Source organism: Micromonospora sp. NPDC005252 (assembly GCF_042872475.1).
GTDB lineage: Bacteria > Actinomycetota > Actinomycetes > Mycobacteriales > Micromonosporaceae > Micromonospora.
On record NZ_JBIAKN010000005.1, the window covers coordinates 481,996 to 507,883 of the forward strand.

A 25,888-nucleotide genomic window follows, 5' to 3' on the forward strand; every position below is an offset into this window, starting at 1 on the left:
GTCACCCGGCCCGCTGGCGCCCGGCCGCCGCCCGCGCCCGCGTGGTGATCGCCTCCGCCTCGACGCGGGCCGCCGCCGCGATCGGCCCGGCGTCCGGCTCCTTGTACCAGGGACGCAACCGGATCACCGCCGGCCGCACGCCGGTCGCCAGCAGCAGCGCGGTGCCCTTCGGCAGCGCCCGGATCCGGTCCGCCGGCAGCACCTGCTCCTGCCGGTACGACACCGACCGGGACGAGCCGTCGCGGGACCGGGAGTAGGTTGGCGTACGGACGTCGTGCTGGCCGATCAGACGGGCCACCTTGTCCACGAAATCGGCGTCGTCCAGCCCGGCGCCCAGCAGCTTGACCGTGGCGGCGCCCCACAACGCGTCCATCCCCGCCTCGCCCCAGACCCGTACCCCCTGCCGGTAGCTCTGCAGCAGCGTCACCACGCTGATGCCCCGCGAGCCGAGGTGGCTGTAGAGGTCGGGCAGGTCGGCGATGCGGCACACGTTGGCCGCCTCGTCCAGCACGGCGGTCATCGGCGGGTCCAGCCGGCCGCCCATCCGCTCGGCGGCCACCACGCCGGCCCGGACCACGGCGTCCGCCAGGCCGGCGATCACTCCGGCGGCCGAGCCGCCGCCGTCCTTGGACAGCAGGTAGAGCGTGTCGCGGCTGAGCACGTGCTCCTCCGGGACGAACTCCGGGCGGTCCGGGTCCGGACTGACCCAGGCCAGGATCTCCGGGTCGAGCAGGCAGGCGACGCACTGCCGGGACGTCTCGTAGATGCCGTCGCGGGTCTCGACCGCGCCGCGTACGGTGCCCTGGAGCTGATCGGCCATCGCGTCCAGGCCGGCGTCGCGCAGTAGGTCGACCGGAGTACGGTCGCCCGGGTCGGCGAGCCAGGCCAGCATCTCCCCGACCGTCGCGCCGCCGTGCGAGGCGGCGAGGAAGAGAGCGGTCAGCGTGTTCTGCGCGGCGGCGATCCAGAAGTCCCGCTTCGACGCGTCGTCGTTGACCGAGCTGACGAAGTGGCCGGCGAGCCGCCGCGCGCCCTCCAGGGTGCGGCAGCCGCCGAGCAGGTCCCACCACATGTCGCGCTCGGTATACGCGACGCCCTGCGGGTCGAACGTCCACACCCGACCCACCCGGGCCCGCTCCTGCCGGGTGACCAGGTAGACGTCCGACTTGTTCGAGGTGAGCAGCACCGCGCCGGGCGCCCGCAGCACCCGGGGCATGGCGATCCCGGTGGATTTGCCGGCCCGCGGGGCCATCAGGTCCAGCTCCACGTCCTCGTACGACGAGCGCAGCTCCGGCCCGGACGGCAGGAGATCGCCGAGCAGGTTGCCGGTGTCGTCGGGGCGCAGGCGGGCGGCGTCGCGCAGGGACGGGCGCAGCTCACGGGCCCGGGCCTCGGCCGCCTTACCGGTCATGGCGCGCAGGTCGGCTGCGCGGGCCAGGTTCGACGACTGGCCGAGGCGACGGGCGACGGCGCGGGCCGCCGCGACCACCGGTGCCGCGACGGCCGGGACGAGCACGACCGCGCCGCCGTACACCAGGGCCGGCGGCACGCCCGGCCAGACCGTCCCGACACCGCCGCCGAGCAGGCTCAGGTAGACGTCGAGGCGGAACGGAGGCGGATGCCAGCCGTACCCGCCGACGGCGGTGGCCAGCGTGCCACCGAGCCACAGCAGGACGAAGGCGGTGAGGTTGATCAGCGCGAGCGTCGGGATCAGCCAGGCCAGCAGGTCTCCGCCGGTGCCGCGCTTCACCGGGCACCCGCCCCGGGAAGGTCGCCGGCCGTCACGGCGCGCACTACCGCGGCGCGTTCGGCCAGCATCCGCTCCGCGTCGCCGTTGGCGATCCACCGCGTGTTCGTGTCGTGCAGGTGCCGCTCGGCGTCCGTGATCGCTACCCGGATCGGGATGCCGGGCCGCCCACCGACCTTGATCAGAAACCGGCCTCGGCCGGGCGGCTCCTCGTTGGCGCCGTCCTGCGCCCAGCCGGCCGGCGAGGACCAGGACGAGACCAGGTCGATCTCGCGCCGGGAAAGCCCCACCACGCGGCCCAGGTCCTCCATCTCTGCCTTCGGCAGCCCGGCGCAGGCGACCATGCCGGCGCGCTCCACGAAACCCCGGGCCTTCGCCTTGTCCGCCTCGCTGCCCAGGGCCTCGGCGTCCTTCAAAGTGTGGGTGATCTTCGCGTCGGCGAGCCCGAGCGAACGGTTCAACCGGGTGAGCGCGTCGATCCGGTCGACGATGCCGGAAGCCGCCCGCAGCGGGCGCCACAGCTCGTCCAGCACGGTGAAGAACCAGCGCCGGGGCGCCAGGCCCGCGTCCGCCAAGGCGTGCGACGCGGACACCGTACCCAGGCCGTCCGACCAGGCCGCGAGCATCGCGGCGGCGGTCAACTGCCCGTCCGCCTCACCGATGCGGGAGATGTCGATGCAGACGGCGGTGGCGTCCGGGTCGATCCGGGTGGCGGTCTCGGAGGCGAAGGTGTCGCCGAGCGGGCCGTCGAGGATGCCGAGCAGCGACCGGTGCAGCGGGTCGACGGCGTCACGGTAACGCGACTCCTGACCCCGGTCGAGCGTGACCTGCCGGACCCGCGGCGGCCCCGCCTCCAGCACCGCGAGCAGGTCCGGCAGCCGGTACGTCCGGCCCGGCGGCGTGGCTTCGCGCAGGTGCCGCAGGCAGGCCGAGAGCACCGACTGCTCGTGGTCGCTGATCGGCACGCCCCGCACGATGGTGAGCAGCGCCGCGACCATGTTCAACACCCGGCCGTGGGTTTCGGCGGCCAGCGCCTGCCCGGCCTGCCCGCCGATCCGCGCGGCGGCGGCGCCCATCGCGCCGGGGTCCAGCACGTTGAGCCCGCCGACGCCCCGGGCGATGGAGATGACCTGCCCGCCGAGCGCGCGGACGGTGTCCGCGTAGTCGGGCTTCAGGTCGCCCAGCACCAGAGGGACGACGCCCTGCGCGGCCAGGCCGATCAGCATCCGATTGATCAGCGTGGACTTGCCGAGACCCGGCATGCCGAGCATGAACAGCGACGGGTTGGAGATGTAGCGCGCCCGGGTGAACCAGTTGAGCGGATCCCCGCACACCGTGGCCCCGGTGCTGATGTGCTGGCCGAGCGGGACCCCGGTCATCGGGGCGCCGGAGCCGGACGCGAACGGCCAGAGCCCGCACGCCTGCACGGTAGTGGCCCGCCACATGGTCGGCGGGTCCAGCGTGGCCACCCGTCCGCCGCCCACGACGGGCGACCCCCGGTGCGGCACCTGATCGGCGCGGTCAGCCCGGGCCAGCCGCTGCCGGTACCGCTGCTCGGCGGCCTCCTCCGCAGCCCGCCGCCGACGCGCCCGGCGCAGCGCCCGCGGGGTCTGCTCGCCCGTCTCGTCGGGCTCCCGGTCCTGCGCGTCCACGTCCGGCACCACCAGACCGGACATCGCGGTGACCGGTCCGGACGTCATCCGGGGCCAGCCCGCCCCGAGATCCAGCAGCCGCACGCCGTCGCCGCCCGTCACATCGCCTCCTGCAGGTCGTGCGGAACGAACGCCTGCTCCCAGGGCAGGATGCCGACGGGCAGGGCGCAGGTGAACGCCGCGGCCTGCATCCGGTCCGCCGGGCGCATCGCGATCCGGGTGGCGCCGAGCAGGTTCCGCATTGTCACGTTGGCGTCGCGCACCTCGGCGGCCGAGTCGACGGTCAACGTCACAAGCATCGAGAACTCGACCAGACCGGCGCCGGAGGCCTCCTCTGCCGCCGTCTGCTCGGCCGCCTGGATCTCCGCGACCGCGCGGGCCCTGACCAGGCCCTTCGTTGAGTTCGCCATGAACTGGGCGGACCGGCGGTCCGACTCGACGATCCGGGCGGAGGTCGCCGGATCGATCGGACGGTAGATCAGGGCCACCCGCTTGCGGCGGATGCCGGCGGCCGGGTCGAGCAGGCTGCGCAGGATCCCGGAGCGCACCACGCCGCGCGGCGCCATGGTCAGCAGCCAGCTCCGGGACACGCCGGAGTCGTGCTGGTAGGCGGTCACCGACTCGATCGCGGCGGCCGGCCCGGCGTCGTCCCACTCCAGCCCGGTGCCGCCGTGCTGGGCGCGTACGTCGAGCACCTCGGCCGAGACGGCCGGGTCGTAGGCGACCCGGACGACCTCGGCGATCCGCTCCGCGGACAGCGGCTCCGCCGACCCGCCGCCGGCCGCCACCAGCCCGTTGAGCACGCCGTGAAGCCGCAGCCCCAGGTCGGCGAGCATGGTGTCGTCGTCGCGCCGGGCGCCGCCGGGCGCCGAGTAGGTCAGCGTCAGGTAGGTGTTCATCTCCGAGGACGCGTCCGGGTAGTTGCGCACCACCTCCTCCATCACCGCGCGGGCGGCGGGCGGCGCGTCCGGGGAGATCCGGCCCAGCACCTCGGTGGCGAGCCGGGTGCCGGGGTCCGGCGCGGTCTCCACCACCACCGAGGCGCCGCGCAGTCCCGGCTCGTGCGCCAGCCGGGACAGCCAGTCGCCCCACAGCGCCACCCACGTGTCGACCTGGTCCGGGTCGACCAGCGACCCGCCGTCCGGCTCGCAGCTGAGCACGATCGTGTACTGGTGACGGTTGGGGTGGTGCAGCACGCCGAACGGGCGGTCGTACGGGTCGCGCCCCTCCAGCATGACCGCCCGGCTCAGCAGGCCGGGCGGGCGGAACCGTCCGCCGGGGCGTGTCGACAGCGGCCCGGAGACGTAGAGGTGCTGCCGCTTGGACTTGCGGCGCAACCAGCCCACCCGGACGCCGACCATCTGGAAGACGTTGCGGCCGTCCGGAGTGCGGATCGCCAGCGGCGCCAGCGTCAACGCGAGCGGCAGCCCCACCACCAGGGCCGCGTCCAGCGAGATCATGGACGCGAGCAGCACCAGCACGAGACCGCCGAAGAGGCCGACGGTCCCGATCAGGCCCAGCGAGCCCAGGCCGGCCTTGCGGGGGCGGCGCCAGTTGCCGTACGTGAGTGTCTTGATCTGTTCGGTTGCCGTGGTCATGGTCGTCCTCCTGAGCCGGCCTAGTCTCGATCGGGGTCCGGCAGCGCGCCGCGGGCGATGCCGGCGGCGTGCCGGTGGGTGCCGGCGACGACGCCGGCGCTCTTCTGCACGGTCCAGGCGGCGGCGCCGACCGCGCCGCCGACGACCCGGCCGGCCGTCGACGCGACGCTGCGCCCGCCGCCACCTGCCGACCCGCCACCGCCTGCCGCATCGCTGCCGGACGGCGGGCTACTCGCGGGCGCCGGGGTGCTGCTCGCGGGGGTGCTGCCGGATGCCGATTCGCTCTCGGGCGCCGGTCTGCTGCCCGACGCCGGCTCGCTACCGGACACCGGCTCGCTACCGGACGCCGGTTCCCCGCCGGACGCCGGTTCCCCGCCGGACGCCGGTTCCCCGCCGGACGCCGGCTTACTCCCGGACGCCTGCTGTCCTGCGGACGTCGACCCGCCACCGCCGGCCGTGCCCTCGGCTGTGGACGCCCCGTCGGGCGTGGAGGCGCCCTCGGCCGTGGACGCCCCGTCGGACGTCGACGCCCCGTCGGCCTTGGACGCGCCGTCGGCCTTCGACGCACCACCAGCCTTGGACGCGCCGCCCCCCTTGGACGCCGCGCCGGTGGGCGCGCCGCCGCTCGGCGCCCTGGCCGCGCCGCCGCCACTCGAACCGCCGCCACCGGCGATCCGCTTGGCCCCGCTCGCCACCGCGCCCGCGCCGGCGGCGCCGGCGGCGACACCCGCGCCCACGCCGTCGGACGAACCGAGCGCCGCCATGGCCGGCACGATCAGTCGCATCAACGCCGGCAGCGCGACCGCGGCCATCAGCAGGATGGCCGCGCCGGCCAGCTTGTAGTGCTTGGCGTCGCCGTCGACCGAGCCGATCATCGCCGCCCCGGAATACATGATCAGCCCGACCACCGGTTTGAACGCCAGCCAGGCCACCATCCAGGCGATGTGCTTACGCCACCACCCGCCGCCCGACTCGGTCATCGACGCCGCGGCGGCCAGCGGCAACGTGCCGGTGAGCAGCACCATCGCGCCGAGCCGCAGGTACATCAGGATCACGTGGATGCAGCCGGCGACCAGCAGCAGCAACCCGATGATGATCAGCAGGAACGCGGTGAGCCCGTCGGTGCCACAGTTGGCGATCAGTTTGAGCTGCGCCTTGATGCCCTGGTCGTACAGGTGGTCGCTGTAGTGGTCGGCCTCGGTGGCGAGCAGGTTGAGCACGGTCCACGCGGCACCCACGGTCAGGATCATGCGGACCAGGCCCGACAGCGCCGTCCACAACGCCTGTCCCCGCCGTAGCAGTGCCATCCGGAACGCCGCGGCCAGCAACGACGCCACCGCGATGGTCACCACGAGCCAGTCGGTCTGCAGGTGGATCTGGTCGTTGATCTTCTCGTCGCCGAGCGTCGGCACGTCGCCGAGGTTGGCGAACAACTCCACCGCCGCGCCCATGATGGCGCCCGCGATGTCGCTGAGGATGCCGTCGATGCCCCGCTCGAAGAAGCCGACGACCTGGCCGATCTCCCCGATGTAGACGGCGTCGCCGGTCGCGCACTCAGCCATCTCAGCTCTCCTTCCACAGCACGAAGCCGGCCAGCGAGAGCACCGGGGTGACCGGGCCGTAGAGACCGCCGGAGCTCAGCGGCCGCAGCCGCCAGTCCACGCCGTTCCAGTCCGCCGTGTAGTCGACCGAGAAGTAGCGCGCCGTCGCCTGCCGGACCAGCACCCGGACCACGGCCGTCCGGGGCGTGTAGCGCACCACGAGGAACCCGGCGAGGCGGTTGGAGGTCTGCGGCGGGCCGCCGTCCTCCAGCGACTCACGCATCGCGTCGAAGTAGTCCCGCCCGAGCCCGGGCACGAGCTGCTGCCGGCTGACCGTACGCCAGTCCGGGCCGCTCATCTGCCGGGAGATGGTGTGCACCGCCAGCACCGCGCCCATCGGGGTGTGCGCGAAGCACCAGCGCAGCGGCCCGGTGGCCTTCAGCGGCCCGGCGGAGGCGGAGAACGGGGTCTGCGCGCCGTTGAGCGGGTGCCACGTGACGTCGGTCGGCGCCGCGTCCGGGATCCGCTGTACGGCGTCCACGGTGCGGCAGCCCTGCGGTCGCGACCCGTCCGGCGCGAGGCCGCCGATCACCGGCCCGGACGCGGGCGCGGCCCGGGAACCGGCGTCCCCGCCCCCGTAGAACGCCGCGCCGACGCCGGTGCAGAGCGCCAGCACCACGAAGGCCGCCGACACCTGCCATCGACGGTGCCGCCAGAACGGCCCCTCCTCCGCCGGCCCGGATTCGTGTCGCGCGCGCATGCGTCAGTTCCCGTCCGCCTGGCCGCCGGTGCCGAAGACCCAGGTCACGATCGGGCCCGCGGTGGCGACCAGGATGCAGCCGCCCAGCACCATGCCCAGCCGGCTCATGTGCTCCGAGCTCTCACCCCGCTTGTGTGAGATCGCCATCACCGCGCCGGTGATCAGCACACCGAGGACGCCGGCCGCCGTACCCGCCCAGGCGACCAGGCCGAGCGCCTGCTCGACCTTCGTGGCGAGCTCACTGGGCACCGAGTTTTCGCCGGTCGCCGGCTGCGGCACCCCGCCAACGAAATCGCCGCCCAGTTCGGGCGCGGGACGGATCCCGAACGGGATCCGAACCAGACCGCTGTAGTAGATGTCGGAGAGGGCCATTGGGTGCTCCTTCAGTGCTGGGAAAAGGGGTTGGTCAGTCGGCCGGGGCCGGGGCCCGTCGGGGTGGTCACTGGCTGAACCCGAGCGCCTCGACGATCGGCCCGGCGGTGGTCGCGAGCAGGCACGCCGCCATCACGAACGCGATCTGCTTGGTGTACTCGGTCCGCTCCTCCAGCGCGCCGCGCCGCAACTGCGAGGCCAACGTCATGCCGGTCAGCAGCAGACCGAGCACCGCGGCGGCGCTCACGCACCAGGCCATCAGCGTCAGAAGCTGCACCACCGGGGCGTTCGGGTCGTCGACGGCCACCTGGTACGGCTCGATCGACGGCGCCTCGAAGCTCTTCTTGTTGATCGCGTTCTCGCACTTGAACTTTCCCGCGTACAGGGCGCCCTTGAGCGTGCACGAGTGCGACCCGGTGATGTCCACGTTGTCCTTGGTCCGCGAGTGGCCGCTCAGGTCCACCAGCATCTCGACGTCCATCCAGACCGTGTCGCCGTCGGTGAACTCGGCGGTCAGGTCGAACGACCCGTCGGTCGAGCCCTTCTTGCCGGAGCAGACCCGGTCGCCGCCACCGGCCGGGTAGGTGTTCACCGTGGTGGTGGTCTTCAGGCAGATCTTGTAAAGGAACGCCGCGTCACCGCCGTCCACCGTCACCGTGTAGGTGCCCGCCGCCGCCCATGCGGCCGGCGCCGGCCCGAGCAGCGCCAGGACCAGGGCGGCGACGACCCAGCCCGCCCGGCGGGTCCGGCTCACCGCGACCCCCGCCCCGGCCGGGCCTCCACCAGGGCGGCCAGCCGGGCCAGCTGGCGCGGCGGACGCTTCGGTTCCGCACCCACCCGGTACGACGGGACCCACGGCACCCGGTGCACCGGGGCGATCGCGCGCAGCAGCCGGATCCGGCCGAGAAGCGGCGCCGGCAACCGGCCCGGGGCGTCGGCGATCAGCACCACGCCCACCAGCCGCATCCCGGCCGGGTGCCGGCCCTCCCGCATCGCGTTCAACGCGCGGGAGACCGCCCGCAGGCCGTCGAGGCTGGTCCGCCCGACCACCGCGACCCGGGCCGGCTCGCCGATCGCCGCATCCGGCCACCGGCATCCGATGTCGGTGCCGCCGAGCAGGCGGGTGAGGGTGGAGGCGCCGGCGCCGCCGTGCGCGCCGATCCAGCCGATGCCCTCGTCCGAGAGGACATCGCGGTGTCGGATCGGACGCTCGTCGCGCTCCCGTGGTCGCCGCAGCATCACCGGCTGGCTCATCGTCCGTCTCGCCTCCCTGTCTGCTCGCCGTCGTCGGTCGCCGGCCGCGCCTGCGGCGTCTCGGCGGCGCGGGCGGAGCGGTCGACGGCCGCTCTACGACGCGACCGCCCACTCGGTTCAGCGCGGGTTCGAGGTTTTTTCCAGCCGCCGCCCGGCGGAGAAATCCGGGGGCACGGCTGAACCGGGGCCGGGGCCGCCGCGTAGACGGTGCACCGCGATCCGTGGGAGGGAGGCGGCACACCGAGCCGGCGGCGAACCGCCGGTTGGCCCAGCACGAACCAGCGCTCGAAGGAGTGACCATGTCCGACCCCAGGTACGGCTACGAGCCGGATCCGCTGCAACGCGCCCAGACGTTCGCCGGTGCGGAGAACGACTACGAGATGGAGGCTGCGGACCGGCACTACAGCCTGCCGGTCAACCCGTACAGCCAGGCGGCGTACGCGTCCACGTCCGCGTCCACGGCGCCCCCGCAGTTCACCGACTCGTTCAACGGAGGGCGGCGGGTGTCGCCGCCCGCCGCCCCGGCCCGTTCGGAGCGGAACTCCGCCGCGCGTGGCTCCGGCGCGAGCCGGAACTCCGCCGCCGCCGACCAGCAGGTGGGGCGGCTCCGCCGCCGGTCCACCTACGTCGCCACCGACCCGGACGCGCTCGTGCGGACGGCCATGCAGGTGGGTGCCGTCACCACGCCGGCGCCAGTGGAGCCGCGACGCGGCAGCCAGGTGCGGCCGGCCAACCCGGACCGTCCGACCGAGAGCGAGGCGCGGCAGGGCGCCAAGAACGCCGGCTTCACCGGCCTCACCCAGTTCAAGGAGTACATGAACACGTACCTGCCGCCGGGTGCGGAGTTCACCGCCGGCTCGTTGAGCGCCATCTCCGGCGTCCTGGAGGGCTGGGCGGCGCGCGGCACGCAGATCAGCGCGTCCGCCGTGACCGCCTTGAAGTCCGGTGTGGAGTTCATCGACGCCGCGCAGAGGGGTGACTGGACGAAGGCCGCGGTGCACGCCGGGAACCTCAGCGGCCTGGGCATGAGCATCGCCGGCACCGCCGCCAATGCCACCCAGCTCACCGCGGCCGGCGGGTTCGTCACCGCCGGCGCCGCGCTGACCAACGCGGCGGTCGACCAGCGGCGCTCGGCGATCCAGCAGCAGTCGCAGAACGTCGACCTGGAACGCGGGCGGACCAGCCCAGGGTCGAGTACGGGCCCGGCGGCCAGTTCGTCGAGCGCGGCACAGGGTCAGGCGCCGGCACGCGGCCGGAGGTGACCGCTCGACACGACCGGTGGGCCCGGGTGAACGATCACCCGGGCCCACGTCGCTTCCGGCCGGCTCAGCGACCCGTCTCGCGCCAGTTCTGGTTGCTCTGGCTGGCGGCGCACTCCCAGATCTGCAACGGCGCGCCGTCGTCGGAGTTCCAGTCGCGCACGTCGAGGCACTTGCCGGAGTTCGGGTTGCGCAGCAGGCCGCCCTCGGCGACCCAGACCTGCGCCGGCCCGCCGTTGCACCAGGCGAGCTGCACCTTGGCCGCGTTGTCCCGGGACGCCCACGCCACGTCCATGCACTTGTCCAGCACCTTCAGCGTGTCGCCGGACCCACGGGTGAACCGCTGGCCCGGGGTGCCGTTGCACTGCCAGAGCTGCAACCGCACGCCGTCGGCCGACTCGCCGCCCGGCACGTCCACGCACTTGTCCGCGTAGCCGCGCAGCGCGAAGCCGGATCCGGAACGGTCGGCGGGACGCTTCGCGGGCGGGGTCGACGGAGTGCCGCCGTTGCGGAACGTCACCACCACCTCCGCGCAGCCCGGGCAGTTGTAGACCGTCTCGTTGCCGGCGACCCGGTCGTGGGTGGACCACAGGTAGGCGCGCGGCCCGAACGGCAGCAGCGCGGCGGTGTACGCGCTCTCCGCGTCCCGGTTGGGGTTGACGCAGTTCACCCGGTCGCCCCGGGCCGGGTCGCGTACGGCGTGCGCCTCCGGGCAGGCGGCGAGCATCTGCCCGGCGGAGCAGTCCCACCGCGCGCAACTGCCCGCCTTCTCCGGGCGGGGAGCGCCGGGCGCGTCGATCGTGATCGTCGTCGACAACGCGTCGACGTAGCTGACGTTGTACCAGGGCGCGCCCGCGTTGTTCCGGTCGAAGTTGAACTCCGCCAGGCTCACCGGCTCCGCGCCCCGCTCGCACCGGTCGGCGAAGGCGCCGCAGTCACCGACCAGGCAGCGGAACGAGCCGTTCGGGTCGCCGCCGCAGCGCTGACGGGCGAAGAACCGGCCGCGCCAGTGGCCGGGCTCGCCGGCATCCGGGATGACGATCGTGCTCGACTCGCCGGGGCGCAGCGTGGGCAGGCCGGTGATCGGCCGCGAGCCGTCCCCGCTCTCGCCCGCGCCGATCCACAACGTCTCCGCGGTGCCGTTGACGAACGTCACCCGCTCCCCGGTGGCGGCGGTCGCCCGCCCGCCCGGCACGCCCACGATCAGCCCGAGCGCCACCAGCACCACGGCGAGCAGCGCGGCCCTGCGTGCTGGGCGGGGGCCCCGGTTGACGCCCTCGGATGGGCCCGGGCCCCCGCCCGACACCCCGGCCCGCGTCCCACGGGTCGACGACGATCCGGTCCTCACAGCCATGTAGCCCTCCCTCGGCCTGGCAGGGACGCGCCGCGTCCCCCGACGGGTGCGGCAACCGCACGGCGACATGACGGCGCGGGAGAGCCTTCGGTTCAACGGGAAGTGCGGCGGATCGGTCGGAGACCATCTGTCCCGCACCACAGGATCGGTGTAGATCTTGGAAGGAAAGCGCCCCGATAGGGGCCGTTCGGTACCAAGATCTGTGAGCCGCTGGCCGCGAACAGCCTTCCGTCCTCAGCGCGAGATCGGCGCGGTGACCACCGAGGTGCCGTCGGCGAGGCCCACGCCGACGAAGGAGAGGTCGTCGACCGGCGGTGACAGCTCGCCGGTCACCTCCTGCGGGCCGGCCGAGGCGGTCCAGTCCCGCACCTGGTGGGTGACCCCGTCGCGGGTCACCGCGAAGAGCCGGTAGCGCAGCCCCGGCCGCAGCCCGGTCGCGGTGATCCGGATCGTGGAGCCCCTGCCCTCGTGCGTGGTGATCGACACGGAGAGGCTGATGCCCTGGCCGGGTGCCTCACCGGTCGCGGTCAACACCAGGTCGTCACGGCCCCCGCCACCGACTGTGGCCACGATCCCGCCGGTCAGCACCGCGAGCGCCAGCACGACCGCCCCGCCCCAGAGCAGCAGCCGACGGCGGGCGGACAAAGCCCGGGGGCGGCCGCCGGACGCCCTCCCCGGCCCGGTCGCGCCGGCGCCGCCCGGCGCACGCCCCGGCCGGACGCCCCACCGCCGCGCCGGCCCGCGACCGGCCGCGGCGCCGCTCGGGCCCGCCGTCCCCAGGACCTCGGTCCGGGGTACGCCGGTCGGACCCGACGCCGACGCCACATCCGGCACGCCGGCCCGGGACTCGCCCGAGTCCGACGCCGACGCGACATCCGGCAGGCCGGCCCGGGACTCAGCCGGGCCGGACGCGGTGTCCGACAGGTCACCCGGTTTCGGCGTCGGGTCCGAGGCCGGCGGGGTGGTCGACGTGCCGGGCGTCGGGTGGGCCGACGACCGGGGCGCCGGATCGCGGCCCGGCGGGAGTGCGTCCTCCGGTCCGGGCGCGGGACGCGGCGGAAGGACGGAACGCGGCGGAAGGACGGAGGCGGGGGGCAGGACGGAGGCCGGTGGGAGGGCGAACTCGTCCCAGTCCGCCGCGCTGAGTCCGCCGAGCCCGCTGGTCACCCCGCCCAGGTCGCCTGCGGCGGCGAGGCACTCCCAGCAGCCGGCCAGGTGCGCCTCGAAGGCGACGCGGTCGGTCTCGTCGAGCGCGCCGAGCAGATAGAGCGCCAAGGCCTCGTGCTCGGACGTCGGGTTCTCACCGCCGGTGCGCATCACGCCCCCTTCCCGACCCGACAGAGGGTGCGCCGGAGCGATGATCCGGGACACCGCGCCGGTGCCGGGGATCGGACGAGTAGTCGCCGGGACGTGACATCAGGCCGACTCGATCGGGCCGATCGCCGCGTGCAGCGCCCGCACCGCGTAGTACGTCCGCGACTTTACCGTACCCTCGGGTATGCCGAGCCGCTGCGACGCCTCCGCGACCGAGGCGCCCTTGTAGTACATCTCGATGAGGACGTCGCGGTGCTCCGGCTTGATCTGTCGTAGCGCCAGGCGGACGGTGTGGGCGGTGACCACCCGGTCCATCTCGTCCTCGGCCGTGGTGAGCCGGTTGAGGTCGGGCACGGCGACCTCGGGCGGCCGGGCCTGCCGGGCCCGGCCGGCGTCGACCGCCACGTGCCGGGCGACGGTGTAGAGCCAGGGTGCGATCCGGCGCGGCTCCTCCGCCAACGTCCCCAGGTTCCGCCAGGCCCGCAGGAAGGTCTCCTGGACCAGGTCCTCGGCCAACTCCTGGCGGCCGAGGACGAGCCGGGTGATGAAGCGCAGCAGCGGTTCACGGTACTGCTCGTGGATCCAGCGCATGAGGCTCTCCGGCGAGCCCTGCCCGACGGTCTCGCCCGGCACTCCGGGTTCCACCGCCTCGTTGGGCACCGCCGACACGGAACGCCTCCCCCTGACGTGTGGGGCGTGCCCGCCCGCCCGGCCCGGCACGTCGGCGCCGAGCCCCTCTGAGGGAAAACAATAGCCGTACTGATCGGACGGTGCCGTGGGCCGGCGGACGGCGACCAGCGTGCCGGCGCTCATCGGACGCGGCCCGACCGGCGGCCCGAGGTCACCGTGCCCACGACGGCGCTGGTCGGGCCCGCGCCGGGCGGGTGGTGGCGAGTCGACATCGAACACTCCGATCGGCGATCCGGCAGCCGCGGATCGGTGCGCCCGGCGGCGGTCACGTTGACGGCTCGGTGTGCCGGTCGGTTCAATGGCGGCCGGACTGGAATCGGATCCGATTCCGGTCGGGTGAACCGAGGACGTCGCGCATCCGTCACGCCTGGCGACGTCATCACCGGAAGGGAAGTCCCGTGACACCCGATCTTCCTGGCCTCCGATCCCGGCTCGCTCGGATCCCGCGTCGTGTCGTCGCCGCCATCGCGGCCGGCCTCGCGGTGCTGTGCATGGTGGTCGCCTCCGTGAGCTGGGGCATCGCCACCGCCCGGGATGACAAGCTGACCGGCCGTACCGTCTCCGCCGAGCACCTGACCGCGATCCGGGCCGCGGCTCGGTCCTGCCCCACGCTGACCCCGGCCCGCCTGGCCGGGCAGCTGATGACCGAGTCCGGCCTGGACGGACGCGTGAAGAAGACCACCTCGGGCGGTCGCGGCTTCGCCGGGCTCGACGACGACCGGTGGAAGTCGTGGGCGCCGTGGCCGGGAGCGGACCGCACCGACACCGCCGCGAACATCCTCGCGCTGGCCCACCAGATGTGCGACCTCAGCGGGCAACTGCGGCTGGCCGGGATCCCCGGTGACCCGTGGCGGCTGTCCCTGGCCGCGTTCCACACCGGACTCGACCAGGTACGCGAGGCCAAGGGCGTGCCGTCGGCCGCGGTCGCGTACGTCGACGACGTCAGCCGCTACGCGGCGTACTACGGCGAGCTGACCGCGTTCGGCGGCGCCGGCACCGCCCGCCCGGACCCGGAGCGCCAGCAGCCCCGGGCGGTGCCGTCGAGCTACGTACGCCTGGTGGTGCGCGCCGGCTCGGTGTGCCCGGAGGTGCCGCCCGCGGCGGTGGCGGCGCAGCTCATGGCGATGTCCGGCTTCGACCCGAACCTGCTCGGCGACGACGGCCGGCGGGGAATCGCCCAGTTCCTGCCCGAGGTGTGGCGGGCGCACGGGCCGGCGGGCGCCTCGCCGTGGGACCCGCAGGTGGCCGTGCCGGCGGTCGGCGCCGCGGTCTGCGCGTTGCGGCGTGACCTCGCCGGCCTCGACGGCGACCCGGGCCTGCTGGCGCTGGCCGCCTACCGGAACGGACCTACCGCGGTCCGGCAGACCGGCGGCGAGCTGGACGACGCGACGCAGGCGTTCCTGCGGCAGGTGCGGGAGTTCACCGACTTCTACGCCCTCGACGGCCGGCTCCGGGTTCCCTCGGCCAGCCCGAGCCCGTCGCCCAAGCCCTCGTCGCCGTCGCCGACGCCGACGCCGACGCCGACGGCCGCGTCCCCCGCGCCCCGGCCCAGCGCGACGCCGTCGGCCCGCCCGTCCGCCGAGCCGGAGAAGCCGGCCCCGCCGAAGCGCCCGAGCGGCGCGAAGCAGCTCGTCGGCAAGGAGACCGGTCTCTGTGCCACCGGCGGCACCGGCGATGGCGTACCCGTGGTCCTGCGGCCGTGCAAGGAGGACCGGCTGCAGTGGTGGACGTTCGGGTCCGACAAGACCGTCCGGGTCAACGGCCTCTGCCTCGATGTGGCCTGGGGCGAGAAGCGCGACGGCGCGCCGGTGCAGACCGCCAACTGCAGCGGCAACCCGGCCCAGAAGTGGGAGTGGATCGAGTATCAGGGCATCCGGTCGCTGTTCAACCGGGAGACCGACCGCTGCCTGGACGTGGACGGGCACGGCGACGGCGCTCCGCTGAACGCGTGGACCTGCGTGTTCAATCCGAAGCAGACCTGGTCGCTGCGGTAGCCGCCCGCCCCCGGTCACCCGCTCGGGATGACCGGGGGCGCCGGCCGTCGTGCGGGTCAGCCGGCGTACCGGCGGCGGCGCATCCGGAACACCAGGAAGCCGCCCGCGCCGAACGCCAGGGCGAGACCCAGGAGTACGGCGAACAGCGTGCCCCCGCCACCGCGGTTCGCCTGGGCGGCGGCCGGGTCCCGACCGCCCACGGAGGGCGCCACCGAGGCAGCGGGGTTGATCATGCCGGAGCCGTACCGGGAATCACCCTCGGCCACCTGCCCGCCGACCGGGTCGGCGGTGCCGCGGATGCGCTCCTTCACCTGCGCGGCGGTGAGATCGGGCTGGGCGGCCCGGATCAGCGCGGCCTCGCCGGCCACGAACGCCACCGCGAACTCGGTGCCGGTGTTGCCGACGACCTTGCCGCCGCCCACGCCGAGCGTCGCCACCTCGATGCCGGGGGCGACCACCTCGACCGAGCCGTCGAGATACTTCTCGGCGAGCTGGCCGCCCGCGCCGACGCCGCCGGTGAGCACCAACGCCCCGCCGCCGGATCCGCCGCGCGGCGACGGAAGCGTGGTGGGTTTGACCGGCGCACCCGCCACCACCACTACGTCGTGCTCCAGCGCGGTGGCCAGCGACGCCGCGACCGCCGGATCGGCCAGGTCGACCCGGGAGCCGAGCGCGACCACCGAGGCACCCGTGCTGACCGCCACCTCGATGGCCGTCGCCGCGTCGGCCGGCCGGGCGTCGCCCGAGGAGCGGACCATCCGCACCGGCACGATGGTCGCGTCCGGCGCGAGGCCCACCGGGCTGCCCTCGACGCTGTCGTCGGCGGCGATGATGCCGGCCATCGCCGTACCGGAACCCAGGCAGTCCTCGTCACCGCGCCCGTTGCCGACGGTGACGTCCGCGCCCACCGCGACCCGGCCGCTGAGCTGCTGGAGCCCGGCGTCGACCCCGCTGTCGACGACGGCGACCTTGACCCCGTTGCCACGGGTCAGGGTCCACGCGCTGTCGGCCGCCATCCGCAGTTGCGCCCACTCCGACCGGCCGCTCGACGCGGTCGTGGCGGTGCACCGCGCGGCCGGGCCGCCGCCACCGGGAGAGCGCGAGGCCGTGTGACTGGGGCTCGGCGACGGGCTGCCGTCCGGCCGTACGCTCGGCGAACGCGCCGGGGTGGGGCCGGCGGACGGCTTGCGGGGGGCCGGCAGCTGTCCGTACTCGACGCCCTGGCCGGCGGCGTCCCACGGCAGCACCAGGTACCACCCGGCCTTCAGGGCGGCCGGGTCGGTCAGCCGGCCCCCGTCCGGCTGGACCCGACCGGTGTTGAGCTGGTAGATCTCGGCGGACCGCTCGCCGCTGCCGAGGAAGCGCCGGGCGATCTCGGTGAGATTCTCCGGCTGGCCCTGGTAGCGCGCCGTGACCAGGTAGTACTTCACGTACGGCTCGGTGTCCGGCGCGGACCCGGCGGCCGAGGGCCGTGGCGCGGCCAGGATCGCGCAGCCGACCATCACCACCACGAGCAGTCGAGCAAGGATGGAGTGCTTCGCCAGCACCGGGTTCCCCTTCCGTCACCGCGGCCCAGACCGATCAGCCGTCACCGTCTATTGCGGATCAGCGGCGACTTCGTTCAAATCAATCTGAACCAGATTTCCATGGCGCCCGTCATGGAGAACGCCGAGGGTACCGGCCCTCGATGTCGGGCAGCTCCGGCCGCCGGTGGGGCGTCGGTGGAACGAAGGCGGGGACGGTGGTGACAGAGCTGGCGCAGGCCATGGACGGCCGGGGGATCGACCGGGTGCCGAGCACCCGCCGCTTCGACCCGCGCCGGCACCGGCGGGTGCCCGGCCTGCTGGATCTCTGGCTGGTCTGCGGTCCCCGGGGGCGGCCGGCGTTGCCGGGCGAACCGGACCGCCCGCTGGACGCGCCCGCCGTGGCGGACCTGGTGCGGCGCACCGGGGACGTCGCGGACGACGTGCGGATCCTCGCTGACGACGGCGCCCGCCACGCCGAACTGTTCACCGAGGTGGCCGGCCTGCTGGGGCACGACGTGCTGGTCAGCCCCGACGGCGCGGACATCCGGCAGGTGCTGGCCGGGCGCGCCCCCGACGCCGACGACGGCCCGCTGCACGCGCTGCCCCTGGACCGGGTCACCCGCCAACCGATGGACTGGCTGGTGCTGCAACCACCCGACCTGGCAACCCCGCTGCCCGGCTGGTTCGCCATGAAGGACGGTCTGGTCCGGCCCCGGACCGGGGTGGTCAACCTGCCGTTGGCTACCGGTGTGGCGTTGGCCACCCGGGCGGACTTCGTGGCCCGCCGAGCCACCGCCCACCGGCTCGGCGCCACCATGTCCGAGCTGGTCACGGTCTCGGTCACGGCCCGCTCCGGCGGCTTCCTGATCGGCGACTACAGCGGCACCCAGCAGGTACGCGACGCCGGGCACCTAGCCGCGCTCCTCGGCGACCTGCCGCTCTACGGCGCCGACCTGCGGCTGTGGCTCACCTGGCCGTCCGAGCCGGACGAGCAGGCGAAGCTCGTCACCCAGGCCGCCGAGCTGGCCGAAACCACCGGCGCCACGGTCTGGACCCCACCGCCGGGCGGCCGGGCGGAACTCGTCGGCGACCACCACGACCTGCGCGCGCTCGACGCGGCGGGTGGCGTGACGCAGTGGCAGGCCCACCGACCGCGCTACGCAGACAGCCCGCCGGCCGTCGACGCGACCCCCGACGGCCTGCTGGTGCCCCGCTCGTTGCGACAGCGCATCGTGGTGGCCGACGCTCCGGACGGCGACCGGCCGGTGGACACCGCGTCGGACGACACCGCTCCGTCCAGGGCCACGCGGGCCGGCACCCCGCCGGAACGACACGAGGCCGCCCGGCCGGCGCCCTCGGCCCGCCCGACGCTGGCCGCCGAGACCCGCCGCGCGGGCCGGTACGGGCCACCGTGGCTGCGCCCCGGCCAGCAGGTCAACGTCACCGCGTTCGAGGCGTTCGTGCCGGTCACCGGCGACCTGGAACGGGCGGCGACCGACGGCGTACCCAGCGCGGAGCTGTTCCTGGTCGCCCACCTCGACCCGCGGTCCGCGCCGCACCGGTCGGACCTCCTGCGCGTCCGGATCTCCCCGGGCGGCGCGATCCCGGTGCAGGTGCTGCGCTCCCACGTCCCGGCGCGCCTGCAGTATCTGCTCGGTGCCCCGGACACTTATCTGCTGCCGGCCGGCCGGCTGGAGCGGGCGCGCGTGCGGGACGGATTCCGGGCCACCGACGACGGCGGGCTCCAACCCGTCGACGGGCTGGACTGCGGGTCGCTGCGGATTCGGTCTGCGCCGGCGAGCGCGTCGAGCGGTGGGCTGCCGCACGACGTCAGCCGGTGGCCGGCGCACGGCACCCGGCGGGCGTACGCGCTGTTGCCGGCGCGGTCCCGCGGCCTGGCGCCGGGCTGGTTGCCGCTGTCCCGGCGGCGGCCGGCGGCGCGGGCCGGGCGGCTGCTCGTGGAGGTGCGGGTGCCGCGCGGCCGGACGGTCGACGTCGAGGCCACCGCCGACGCCCTCGCCGCCCTGCCGCTGGCCCGCGGTCGCGCGGAGCGGCTGCGGCAGGCGGGGGTCGACCTGATCCTCACCAGCCGCTCCTACGACCGGGTCCAGGTGGACCGGGTCCACCGGGCCCGGGACGGGGTCTGGGAGGCGGTGTCCGGGCTGGCGGGTGGACCGCTGCCGGTGGTGCTGCGGGGCGTTCAGTCCCCACCGCCCGCCTCCCCGTCCCCGTCCCCGTCCCCGTCCCCGTCCCCGTTGTCGTCCACGTCGAGCTGAAGCGACCAGCGGCCGGCCGGGACCGGACCGACCACCACCGGCACGCACCGCCCCCCGGTGGCGGCGGCGAGACCACGCGCCCCGGCCGGCGACGGGCCCTCGACGAACACCACGGACGGCTCCGGCAGCTCCTCGCCCGGCCCCGGCGGCTCGGGCAGGCCGGGCAGCCGGCGGCAGCCGGCTGCCATCCCGCCGCCGAGCGTCTCCCCCACGACCGCCACGCCGATTCCGGCGGCGGAGAGCCCTCCGGCCAGGGCTGCGGCCGCGCGGCCGCAGACCGCCACCGGACCGACGAGCGTGAACACGTCCGGCACCCGGGCGAGATCCACGTGCAGCCGCCACGGCCCACTGCGTCCCAGCACCAGCGGCAGCACCGCCGGCGGCGCCACCTCCCCCGGACCCAACCAGGCGTACGGCGGCGCGCCGCGCCCGGCCGCCACGCCGACCAGCCGGACCCGGGCCGGGCCGACGTCGGTGTCCAGGTCGGCGGTGAGGTACGGCGCCTCGTCCCCGGCCGGCAGCGGCGGGCGCGGCACATCCGTCGAGGCCTCCATCCGGGCCGGCGTGCCGGCCGGACGCGCCACGTCCGCCTCCGCCGGCGTGGCGCGCCGCTCGTTGTCGGAGGCCTGGACGACCCGTCCGCCCACCGATCGTCCGGTCGCGGCGGAGGGCCCAGGCGACTCGGCTACGGAGGCCGGCCGGGTTCGCGTGGCCACGGACGACGCCTCCACCGGGGACGGCTGCGGCGCCTCGTTCGCCGGGCCGGACGCCGTCGTGTCGTCCTGAAGGAATGAGGTGGCTGCTCCGTCCGTCGAGGACGGCGCGTTCGCGGGAAGCCCGTCCGGTGTCGCGGGCATGTCCGTGGCCGGCGCGGCAAGCGGCGCCCTCGCGGCGTCGGCGGGAGCGGGCGTGTGGTGCCGCTCAGGCGGCCACGGCCCGTCGTCGCCGGCCACCGGCAGGCCACGACCGGAGCGGCCCGGTCGCAGCAGCACGATCGCCGCCACCGCGAGCAGCACCGACAGGACGCCCGCGCCGACCCGGATCACCAGCGGGTCGAGGCCGGCCGGGGTCGTGGGTTCCTGCCGCCGGGGCGCGGCGACCTCCGTGGTGGCCGGAGGCCGGGCGGGCGCGGACGGCGGCACACTGCTCGGCGCGGCCGTGATACGGGGCGGCGCGGCCGTGGTGGGCGCCGAGGCGGACCGCTGGGCGGGCGGCGTCCTGGTCACCGGCGGGGTGGGGCGGGCCCGGGGCCGGGGCAGCGGGCCGATGCGTACCCCCTGGCCCTTGGCGTCCGGGGGCAGGACGAGCACCCAGCCCGGGTTGAGCACCAGGCCGTCGGTGAACGTCTCACCATCCGGCTGGGCCCGACCGGTGTTGAGGTCAACGATCTCCCGGTACCGGTTGCCGTTGCCGAGCGTACGCAACGCTATGGCATAAAGGTATTCCCGTTGCCCGTCGACCGGCGGGCCGACCACGTAGTACCGACCGGTCTCCGTCGGCGCGGCATGCGCCGGACCGGTCGGCACCAGCCAGATCCCGACCAGCACCAGCACCGCCTGAACGGCCCACCGCATCCGCACCCGTCGCCCTCCCTCTCCACCGACACCTCATCCTGCCGTCCCGGCTCACTACGGACCTGGCCGCCGGCGGTTCAACGGTGATCGCGCCCGGGCCGGCGGGCCGCCGTCACGGGGAGGTAGAGAAGCAGGTATCAACCCGAGCCAGCGACTGTTCACCGTCTGGCCCACGATCCTCGACCGTCTTCTCCCCGGAGCCCGGCACGTCCCAGGACCAGGTAAGGACAGGTCTTTCCGGCGCGACGAGGCGGACCTCGACAAGGCGCTGCTGCCCAAGCGGCCGGATGTGGCGCTCTGGCCAGGCCGGGAGTGGTTGCGCGGCCTGAGTCGGTGGTTGGACGCGTACGCCCCGCGCCCCAGCCTCTGCGATCGACTCATCTTGTGTCTGGGCTCCATGAGGCTGACTTTCACTCCCGCCGGGGCAGTCCAGCAGCGGTTTCGGGCACGGTGACATCCGGCGCGCTGGACACAGACGAGATCAGCGATGATGACAGGGCGGGCAGGTTCGCTTCGGACGATCAACAAGGCGTAGAGGAAGATCGAGGATCATCCGAGCTGTCATGCCAACCCCATCAAGCCGGACACGCCGCGACTTTGCCGGGGCCCTGGGTCCTACTTCGACCGCTTGCGGCGTCCGGGCCCACCGCGGTGATCCGGCGAACACGGCGGTGCCCACTGCGGCAGCGTCGACGTGGATGTGGACGCGGCCGGCCGTGCGAGTGTCACCCTCCTTCGCATGACACGACTGTAGGCGTCGAACAGGGTCGACCACAGACCCCAGGCCGTCGTCCGGGTCGACCACTGCACCCGGCTGGTGGCAATGCACACTGGAGTTATGTTGACATTCGTGGCGGCCATTGCGGCGTTCGCTGGCGGCGCGATAGCCGGCGTCATCGCCGACGCCGTGGTGGACAAAGCCCATCGCATGAGACGCTACGTGGCCGCGTTGATCGTGGCTCTCGTTGTCTTCGGCGGTATCCAGGCGGTAGCGCAGCTTCGGTCCCAACCGGATGCCGGCACTCCCCCCCAGGACGCGGGTCGGGCGATCCCACGGGGATCGACCACCCCACCTGCCAGCGCGACATCGACGCAGGCGACGCCATCTACGCCGGCGACCACGGAACCACCTCCGGTGATGGCTACCTCCCTGCTCGACTTGCCCGCCGTCGACGAAGACACCAACAGCAGCATCGACCTCGACGAGCCCGGCACGGTGGAAATCAACGGCACGACGTACGGCCACGCACTCATCTATCAATGCTCGCTCTACTGCGACGGATCTTCTCCGCAAGTACGCGAGGTGACTCTGGGTAAGAAATTCAGCCGATTCAGAACCACGGCGGCCGTCCTGGACACCAGCACCGGCAAGTACCGAATCGACATCACGCTGGACCGGCACCCGCCCAAGACGTATACCATCACGCCCGGGAACCCCGCATCGATCAACATCAGCGTGGCCGGCATCTCGCGATTGCGGATCCAGTTGTACGCCCCGGGAAAACTAAAAAGCCCGTTACAGGCGGGCGTCGACGTCGCTGGCGGCAATAACGGCGGCGGTCTGCCCGGCATCGGCCTCGGCGACCCGATTCTGCTCCCCTGAGCGCACCTACCGGGTACCCGGCGGCCCGACGTTCCGGCCGCCGTGGGCGAGCAGACCTGGTAGGCCCCTCAGCGCACGCTCGTGGCCGACGAGACGCATTACCCTCTGGGTCGTATCCCGGCGCTATGGCTACCTCTCGGGGGTCTCCCAGACCGTCACGTCGGCCAGATACGTGCCGCTCGCCCCGTCGAACTTCTTGACGGCGAGGTAGGCGAGTCGATCCGCCGCCGTCCTGACGCAGAAGCGGCTGTCGTCGGCGATCGGGAGCGTTTCGTTCCCCTGCGTGGAGATGAGGTCGGCGCACTGCTGGCGGGTGGGCCGCGGCGCTTCCTGCCAGGCGGCGATGCTGGGCTTCGTGGTGAAGAAGCCGCCGTTGAGGCCGTAGAGCACGTTTTCCGAGGTGCCGTAGTTGACCCAGACGCTCGCCTTGTCGTTGCCGCTCAGCACCTGGGCCGGGACCGAGTCGAGGTCGACAAAGGTCATCCGCACCGGATGCGCCCAGCGAACCTTGTCCGTCGAGGAGGAAGGTGCCCCACCCGGATCGGAGGGAGCGGAGCTTCCGCTGACGGTTCCCGCTCTGGGACCGGCCGGCAAACCTGCCGACGGGCTAGCGGCGTCCACCTTGGGTGCCGAGGCATTATCCGGAGGGGTGACGAGGGCGAACACACCGGCGATGACGGCGGCCACGATGGTGAAAACACCAGTGATGACGGCCGGCAACACCCCTGCCCGGTGCCCCTGTCGCCCTCCAGGTGCCGGCACTGGTGGGACGGACGTTTCCCCTCGTGGTAACTTCCCCATGGATCCTCCGGTCTGGCCCGATCGACGGGCGCCAGTGTATCGACCAGGCGCCCCTCGTTGTCCGGCGAACCGGTGCGGCTCGCGGCGACCGTGCGGCCGAAACTCGCTTGCCGCGCACCGTAGGCTCCGGTTCGCCGCCGCCGCCGCCGACGACCTCCTCCTCGTCGTCCACAGTGGTCGCGGACTGGGCGAGCGGATCCTGCGGGCGCACACCGAGGTCCAGAGCGTGGGCCCCACTCCCGATCCCGTCGCCTATCTGGCGATGCACGGCGCCGCCGTACGCTGGGGATCGCTCAACCGGCGGCTGATGACCGCCCGGGTCGCCCACGCACTGTCTGCCGAGCCCACCGAGCCGACCGTCAACCAGTGTCACGACCTGGTCGAAGCTGTAAAGACACACCGAGACGTGCTGCGGTTAGTACTCCAGCCGGGGTTGTTGACCTTGGCTGAGCTGCGATTGGATGCGATGCGGGACTGAGGGCAGCCGCCGTCGATCATGGATGGTTGTGTGGACTGACCATGATGCAGCGAGAATTGATCAAAAACCGGGAGGACCGCGAGTCGCTGGCCGTGCTGTCCTGGTTCGACTGCAGCCACGACCTGCTCGACCTGGCCCTGCTGGAGGCCGGCGAACTGGAGCAGGCGCGCGCCGCCGTCGATCCGCTCGACGAAGCCACGGTGGATTCGGGCCACCATGAAGTCGTCGTCGACCACCAGTACGTCGATCACCGGCTCGCCTCCAGCGCAGCCTCTTCGTGGGCAACCTGCTGCTGGTGTTGAACCTGCCGCTCGCGCCCGCGTGGGCGCGGCTGCTGCGGATCCCGCGACCGTACCTCTACGCCGGCATTCTCTTCTTCGCCTCGATGGGCGCGTACGCGGTCAACGCCCAGCCGTTCGACCTGTTCCTGCTGCTCACCCTCGGCCTACTCGGGTTCGGGATGCGCCGTTTCGGGCTGCCGATCCTGCCGCTGATCGTCGGGGTGATCCTCGGTCCACGTGCCGAGTTGCAGGGCCGGCGGGCGTTGCAGCTCTCCGGTGGCGAGCTGCACGGCCTGATCGGCGGCTGGGTCTCCTGGACCATCTACGCCACAATTCTGGTGGTAGTGCTCTGGCCGGTACTCCGCCGCTTCGTCGTGAGCGGAGTTCGGGGAAGGCTGATGCCGAGATGAGCGGCCGGGGCCGACCGTGGTCGGCCTGTCGCTGGGCTCCGCCTGTCTGATGCGCTTTCAACGCGGCACGGCCGAGAAACGCCGGGTGTACGAGGTGGAGCTGGCGCCACGGTCGGCGTACGTGCTGTGCGGGGCCGCCCGCTCCAACTGGCAGCACAGCATCCCGCCGGTGCCGGAGCTGCGGTACTCGGTCACCTTCCGGCAAGTTCGTCAGGGGGCAGGCAGAGGCAGGGGTGCCGAGGCAGGGGTGCCGAGGCCGGCGGCCTTCCCGGCGGAACCGGCCCGGGGTGACGGACAGCACCGCTAGCGTCGGGACCATGCCCGCCCGTCCGTCCCGCTGGTCGAGGCCGCTCCGGGTGCTGGAGGCGCCGTCGTACCTGCAGGCGTTCGTCCTCTCCGGCGCGGTCACGGTGCTGGTCACCCGCGCGTTCCTCCAGGCGGCCGGCTATCCGCAACTCGGCGAAGGTGGGCTGCACATCGCGCACGTGCTCTGGGGTGGTGTCCTGATGACCGCCGGCCTGGGGGTCGCGCTGGTCTTCCTCGGTAGCGCGGCGCGGATCCTCGGCGCGGTTCTGGGCGGGATCGGGTTCGGGCTGTTCATCGACGAGGTGGGCAAGTTCGTCACCGCCGGAACCGACTACTTCTACGCCCCGGCCGCCGGCATCATCTACGGCGCCTTCGCCCTGCTGGTGGTGATCACTCAGGCCCTCCGGGGGCGGGCCCGGCTCTCCGGCCCCGAGCGTACGGCGAACGCCCTGTACGGGGTGGTTGGTGGGCTCCGCACCGGCCTCACCGATGATCGTCGCGCGGCGGTCGCCCGGCTGGTCCGTGGGTGCGGTCCGGACGTCGAGGAGGGAGTGGCCCGGCTGCTCGACGCGGTGCCTCGACGCGAGCCAGCCGGCTCCCGGTTCTGGCAGCCGTGGCTCAGGTGGGGCCGCCGGGCCGTGGTCTGGCTGACCACCCAGCGGTGGGTGGTGGCGCTGGTGGTGCTCTATCTGGTCGGCGAGCCGTTCGTGGTCGTGGGGAACGTCTTTCTGGACGCGGTCACCGGCCAGCTCGACCACCAGCGGGAATGGCGCGCGGTGCTGGGGATCTCGGCCTCGGCGCTGATCACCGTGGTGCTCAGCATCCGTGGGGCGTCGCTGCTGCCCCGCGACCGGGTGCGGGCCTTCCGGCTGTTCAAGCTCGCGCTCCTGGTGGACCTGCTGTTCGGGCAGATCTTCAGTTTCACCGTCAACCAGTTCGGGGCGCTCTCCGCGCTCGCGGTGGACCTCTTCCTGCTCGCCGTGGTGACCGCCGAGTACCGCCGGCTCTGCCGGCAGGCTCCGTCGCCCGGCCGATGACGTCCGCTGACCATGGCGCCGGACGTAATCATCCCGCAGGCGCCTCAGTCGGAGGCCGGTG

22 protein-coding genes and 1 pseudogene are annotated in these 25,888 nt (G+C 73.8%); 9 read left to right on the forward strand and 14 right to left on the reverse strand.

Annotation, left to right across the window (positions count from 1 at the left end; all coding sequences use genetic code 11):
* Window position 1: 1 nt before the first annotated feature.
* From ACFYPH_RS18325 to ACFYPH_RS18360, 8 genes are all read right to left on the reverse strand, one after another.
* Window positions 2-1,750: a type IV secretory system conjugative DNA transfer family protein gene (locus ACFYPH_RS18325; protein ID WP_387183095.1), complete on the reverse strand. Its 1,749-nt coding sequence runs from the start codon at window positions 1,748-1,750 to the stop codon at window positions 2-4.
* Window positions 1,747-3,501, reverse strand: coding sequence for an ATP/GTP-binding protein (locus ACFYPH_RS18330; RefSeq protein ID WP_354855685.1), 1,755 nt, complete (start codon window positions 3,499-3,501; stop codon window positions 1,747-1,749). The genes ACFYPH_RS18325 and ACFYPH_RS18330 overlap by 4 nt, the downstream gene beginning before the upstream one ends.
* Window positions 3,498-4,997 carry an SCO6880 family protein gene (locus tag ACFYPH_RS18335; RefSeq protein ID WP_354855686.1) on the reverse strand — a complete coding sequence of 500 codons (1,500 nt, stop codon included), beginning with the start codon at window positions 4,995-4,997 and terminating at the stop codon, window positions 3,498-3,500. The genes ACFYPH_RS18330 and ACFYPH_RS18335 overlap by 4 nt, the downstream gene beginning before the upstream one ends.
* A 20-nt stretch (window positions 4,998-5,017) precedes the next feature.
* Complete coding sequence (locus tag ACFYPH_RS18340) at window positions 5,018-6,559, reverse strand: hypothetical protein (RefSeq protein ID WP_355065876.1); 1,542 nt, start codon at window positions 6,557-6,559, stop codon at window positions 5,018-5,020.
* A 1-nt stretch (window position 6,560) separates the two neighbouring features.
* Window positions 6,561-7,298 carry a hypothetical protein gene (locus ACFYPH_RS18345; RefSeq protein WP_355065874.1) on the reverse strand — a complete coding sequence of 246 codons (738 nt, stop codon included), beginning with the start codon at window positions 7,296-7,298 and terminating at the stop codon, window positions 6,561-6,563.
* Between the two features lie 3 nt (window positions 7,299-7,301).
* Window positions 7,302-7,670, reverse strand: coding sequence for a hypothetical protein (locus ACFYPH_RS18350; protein WP_354863163.1), 369 nt, complete (start codon window positions 7,668-7,670; stop codon window positions 7,302-7,304).
* Window positions 7,671-7,737: 67 nt separating this feature from the next.
* Window positions 7,738-8,424, reverse strand: a complete 687-nt coding sequence (locus ACFYPH_RS18355; RefSeq protein ID WP_355065872.1) for a hypothetical protein — start codon at window positions 8,422-8,424, stop codon at window positions 7,738-7,740.
* Window positions 8,421-8,924, reverse strand: coding sequence for a hypothetical protein (locus ACFYPH_RS18360; RefSeq protein WP_354863165.1), 504 nt, complete (start codon window positions 8,922-8,924; stop codon window positions 8,421-8,423). Before ACFYPH_RS18360 ends, ACFYPH_RS18355 begins: the two co-directional genes overlap by 4 nt.
* A gap of 299 nt (window positions 8,925-9,223) precedes the next feature.
* Here ACFYPH_RS18360 and ACFYPH_RS18365 point away from each other — a divergent pair, with 299 nt between their 5' ends.
* Window positions 9,224-10,186 carry a hypothetical protein gene (locus tag ACFYPH_RS18365; protein WP_354863166.1) on the forward strand — a complete coding sequence of 321 codons (963 nt, stop codon included), beginning with the start codon at window positions 9,224-9,226 and terminating at the stop codon, window positions 10,184-10,186.
* Window positions 10,187-10,250: 64 nt separating this feature from the next.
* Here ACFYPH_RS18365 and ACFYPH_RS18370 read toward each other — a convergent pair whose 3' ends face one another.
* The 3 genes from ACFYPH_RS18370 to ACFYPH_RS18380 all read right to left on the reverse strand — a co-directional run bounded on the left by ACFYPH_RS18370 (window position 10,251) and on the right by ACFYPH_RS18380 (window position 13,520).
* Window positions 10,251-11,537 carry a ricin-type beta-trefoil lectin domain protein gene (locus ACFYPH_RS18370; protein ID WP_355065868.1) on the reverse strand — a complete coding sequence of 429 codons (1,287 nt, stop codon included), beginning with the start codon at window positions 11,535-11,537 and terminating at the stop codon, window positions 10,251-10,253.
* 234 nt (window positions 11,538-11,771) lie between these two features.
* Entirely contained in the window at window positions 11,772-12,854 is a 1,083-nt protein-coding gene (locus ACFYPH_RS18375) for a zf-HC2 domain-containing protein (protein ID WP_355065866.1), read from the reverse strand.
* A 99-nt stretch (window positions 12,855-12,953) separates the two neighbouring features.
* The gene (locus ACFYPH_RS18380; RefSeq protein ID WP_354863117.1) at window positions 12,954-13,520 is read right to left on the reverse strand and encodes a sigma-70 family RNA polymerase sigma factor; all 567 of its coding nucleotides are present in this window, start codon (window positions 13,518-13,520) and stop codon (window positions 12,954-12,956) included.
* Between the two features lie 419 nt (window positions 13,521-13,939).
* Between ACFYPH_RS18380 and ACFYPH_RS18385 the strand changes: the two genes are divergently transcribed.
* The gene (locus ACFYPH_RS18385; protein ID WP_354863119.1) at window positions 13,940-15,535 is read left to right on the forward strand and encodes a ricin-type beta-trefoil lectin domain protein; all 1,596 of its coding nucleotides are present in this window, start codon (window positions 13,940-13,942) and stop codon (window positions 15,533-15,535) included.
* Window positions 15,536-15,591: 56 nt separating this feature from the next.
* On the opposite strand, the gene ACFYPH_RS18390 is transcribed toward ACFYPH_RS18385, so the two are convergent.
* Complete coding sequence (locus ACFYPH_RS18390) at window positions 15,592-17,082, reverse strand: S8 family serine peptidase (protein ID WP_354863121.1); 1,491 nt, start codon at window positions 17,080-17,082, stop codon at window positions 15,592-15,594.
* Window positions 17,083-17,222: 140 nt separating this feature from the next.
* Between ACFYPH_RS18390 and ACFYPH_RS18395 the strand changes: the two genes are divergently transcribed.
* A complete protein-coding gene (locus tag ACFYPH_RS18395; RefSeq protein WP_355065862.1) occupies window positions 17,223-19,337 on the forward strand; it encodes a hypothetical protein in 2,115 nt (704 codons plus the stop codon).
* On the opposite strand, the gene ACFYPH_RS18400 is transcribed toward ACFYPH_RS18395, so the two are convergent.
* Entirely contained in the window at window positions 19,262-20,917 is a 1,656-nt protein-coding gene (locus ACFYPH_RS18400; protein WP_355065860.1) for a hypothetical protein, read from the reverse strand. The two genes, ACFYPH_RS18395 and ACFYPH_RS18400, sit on opposite strands and share 76 nt — an antisense overlap.
* Window positions 20,918-21,749: 832 nt before the next feature.
* Here ACFYPH_RS18400 and ACFYPH_RS18405 point away from each other — a divergent pair.
* Window positions 21,750-22,514 carry a hypothetical protein gene (locus ACFYPH_RS18405; RefSeq protein ID WP_355065858.1) on the forward strand — a complete coding sequence of 255 codons (765 nt, stop codon included), beginning with the start codon at window positions 21,750-21,752 and terminating at the stop codon, window positions 22,512-22,514.
* A gap of 129 nt (window positions 22,515-22,643) precedes the next feature.
* Here ACFYPH_RS18405 and ACFYPH_RS18410 read toward each other — a convergent pair whose 3' ends face one another.
* Entirely contained in the window at window positions 22,644-23,237 is a 594-nt protein-coding gene (locus ACFYPH_RS18410) for a hypothetical protein (protein WP_387183104.1), read from the reverse strand.
* A gap of 199 nt (window positions 23,238-23,436) precedes the next feature.
* On the opposite strand from ACFYPH_RS18410, the pseudogene ACFYPH_RS18415 reads away from it, so the two are divergent.
* The 5 genes and pseudogenes from ACFYPH_RS18415 to ACFYPH_RS18435 all read left to right on the forward strand — a co-directional run.
* Window positions 23,437-23,715 (forward strand): annotated as a pseudogene (locus tag ACFYPH_RS18415) (RNA ligase RtcB family protein); the annotation flags it as partial.
* A gap of 119 nt (window positions 23,716-23,834) precedes the next feature.
* The gene (locus tag ACFYPH_RS18420; RefSeq protein ID WP_355065855.1) at window positions 23,835-24,095 is read left to right on the forward strand and encodes a hypothetical protein; all 261 of its coding nucleotides are present in this window, start codon (window positions 23,835-23,837) and stop codon (window positions 24,093-24,095) included.
* Window positions 24,071-24,484, forward strand: coding sequence for a tripartite tricarboxylate transporter permease (locus tag ACFYPH_RS18425; RefSeq protein WP_354859660.1), 414 nt, complete (start codon window positions 24,071-24,073; stop codon window positions 24,482-24,484). The genes ACFYPH_RS18420 and ACFYPH_RS18425 overlap by 25 nt, the downstream gene beginning before the upstream one ends.
* 49 nt (window positions 24,485-24,533) lie before the next feature.
* On the forward strand, window positions 24,534-24,791 hold the full coding sequence (locus tag ACFYPH_RS18430; RefSeq protein WP_387183108.1) for a hypothetical protein: 258 nt from the start codon (window positions 24,534-24,536) through the stop codon (window positions 24,789-24,791).
* A gap of 10 nt (window positions 24,792-24,801) precedes the next feature.
* Window positions 24,802-25,827, forward strand: coding sequence for a hypothetical protein (locus ACFYPH_RS18435; RefSeq protein ID WP_354859665.1), 1,026 nt, complete (start codon window positions 24,802-24,804; stop codon window positions 25,825-25,827).
* Window positions 25,828-25,888: the final 61 nt, after the last annotated feature.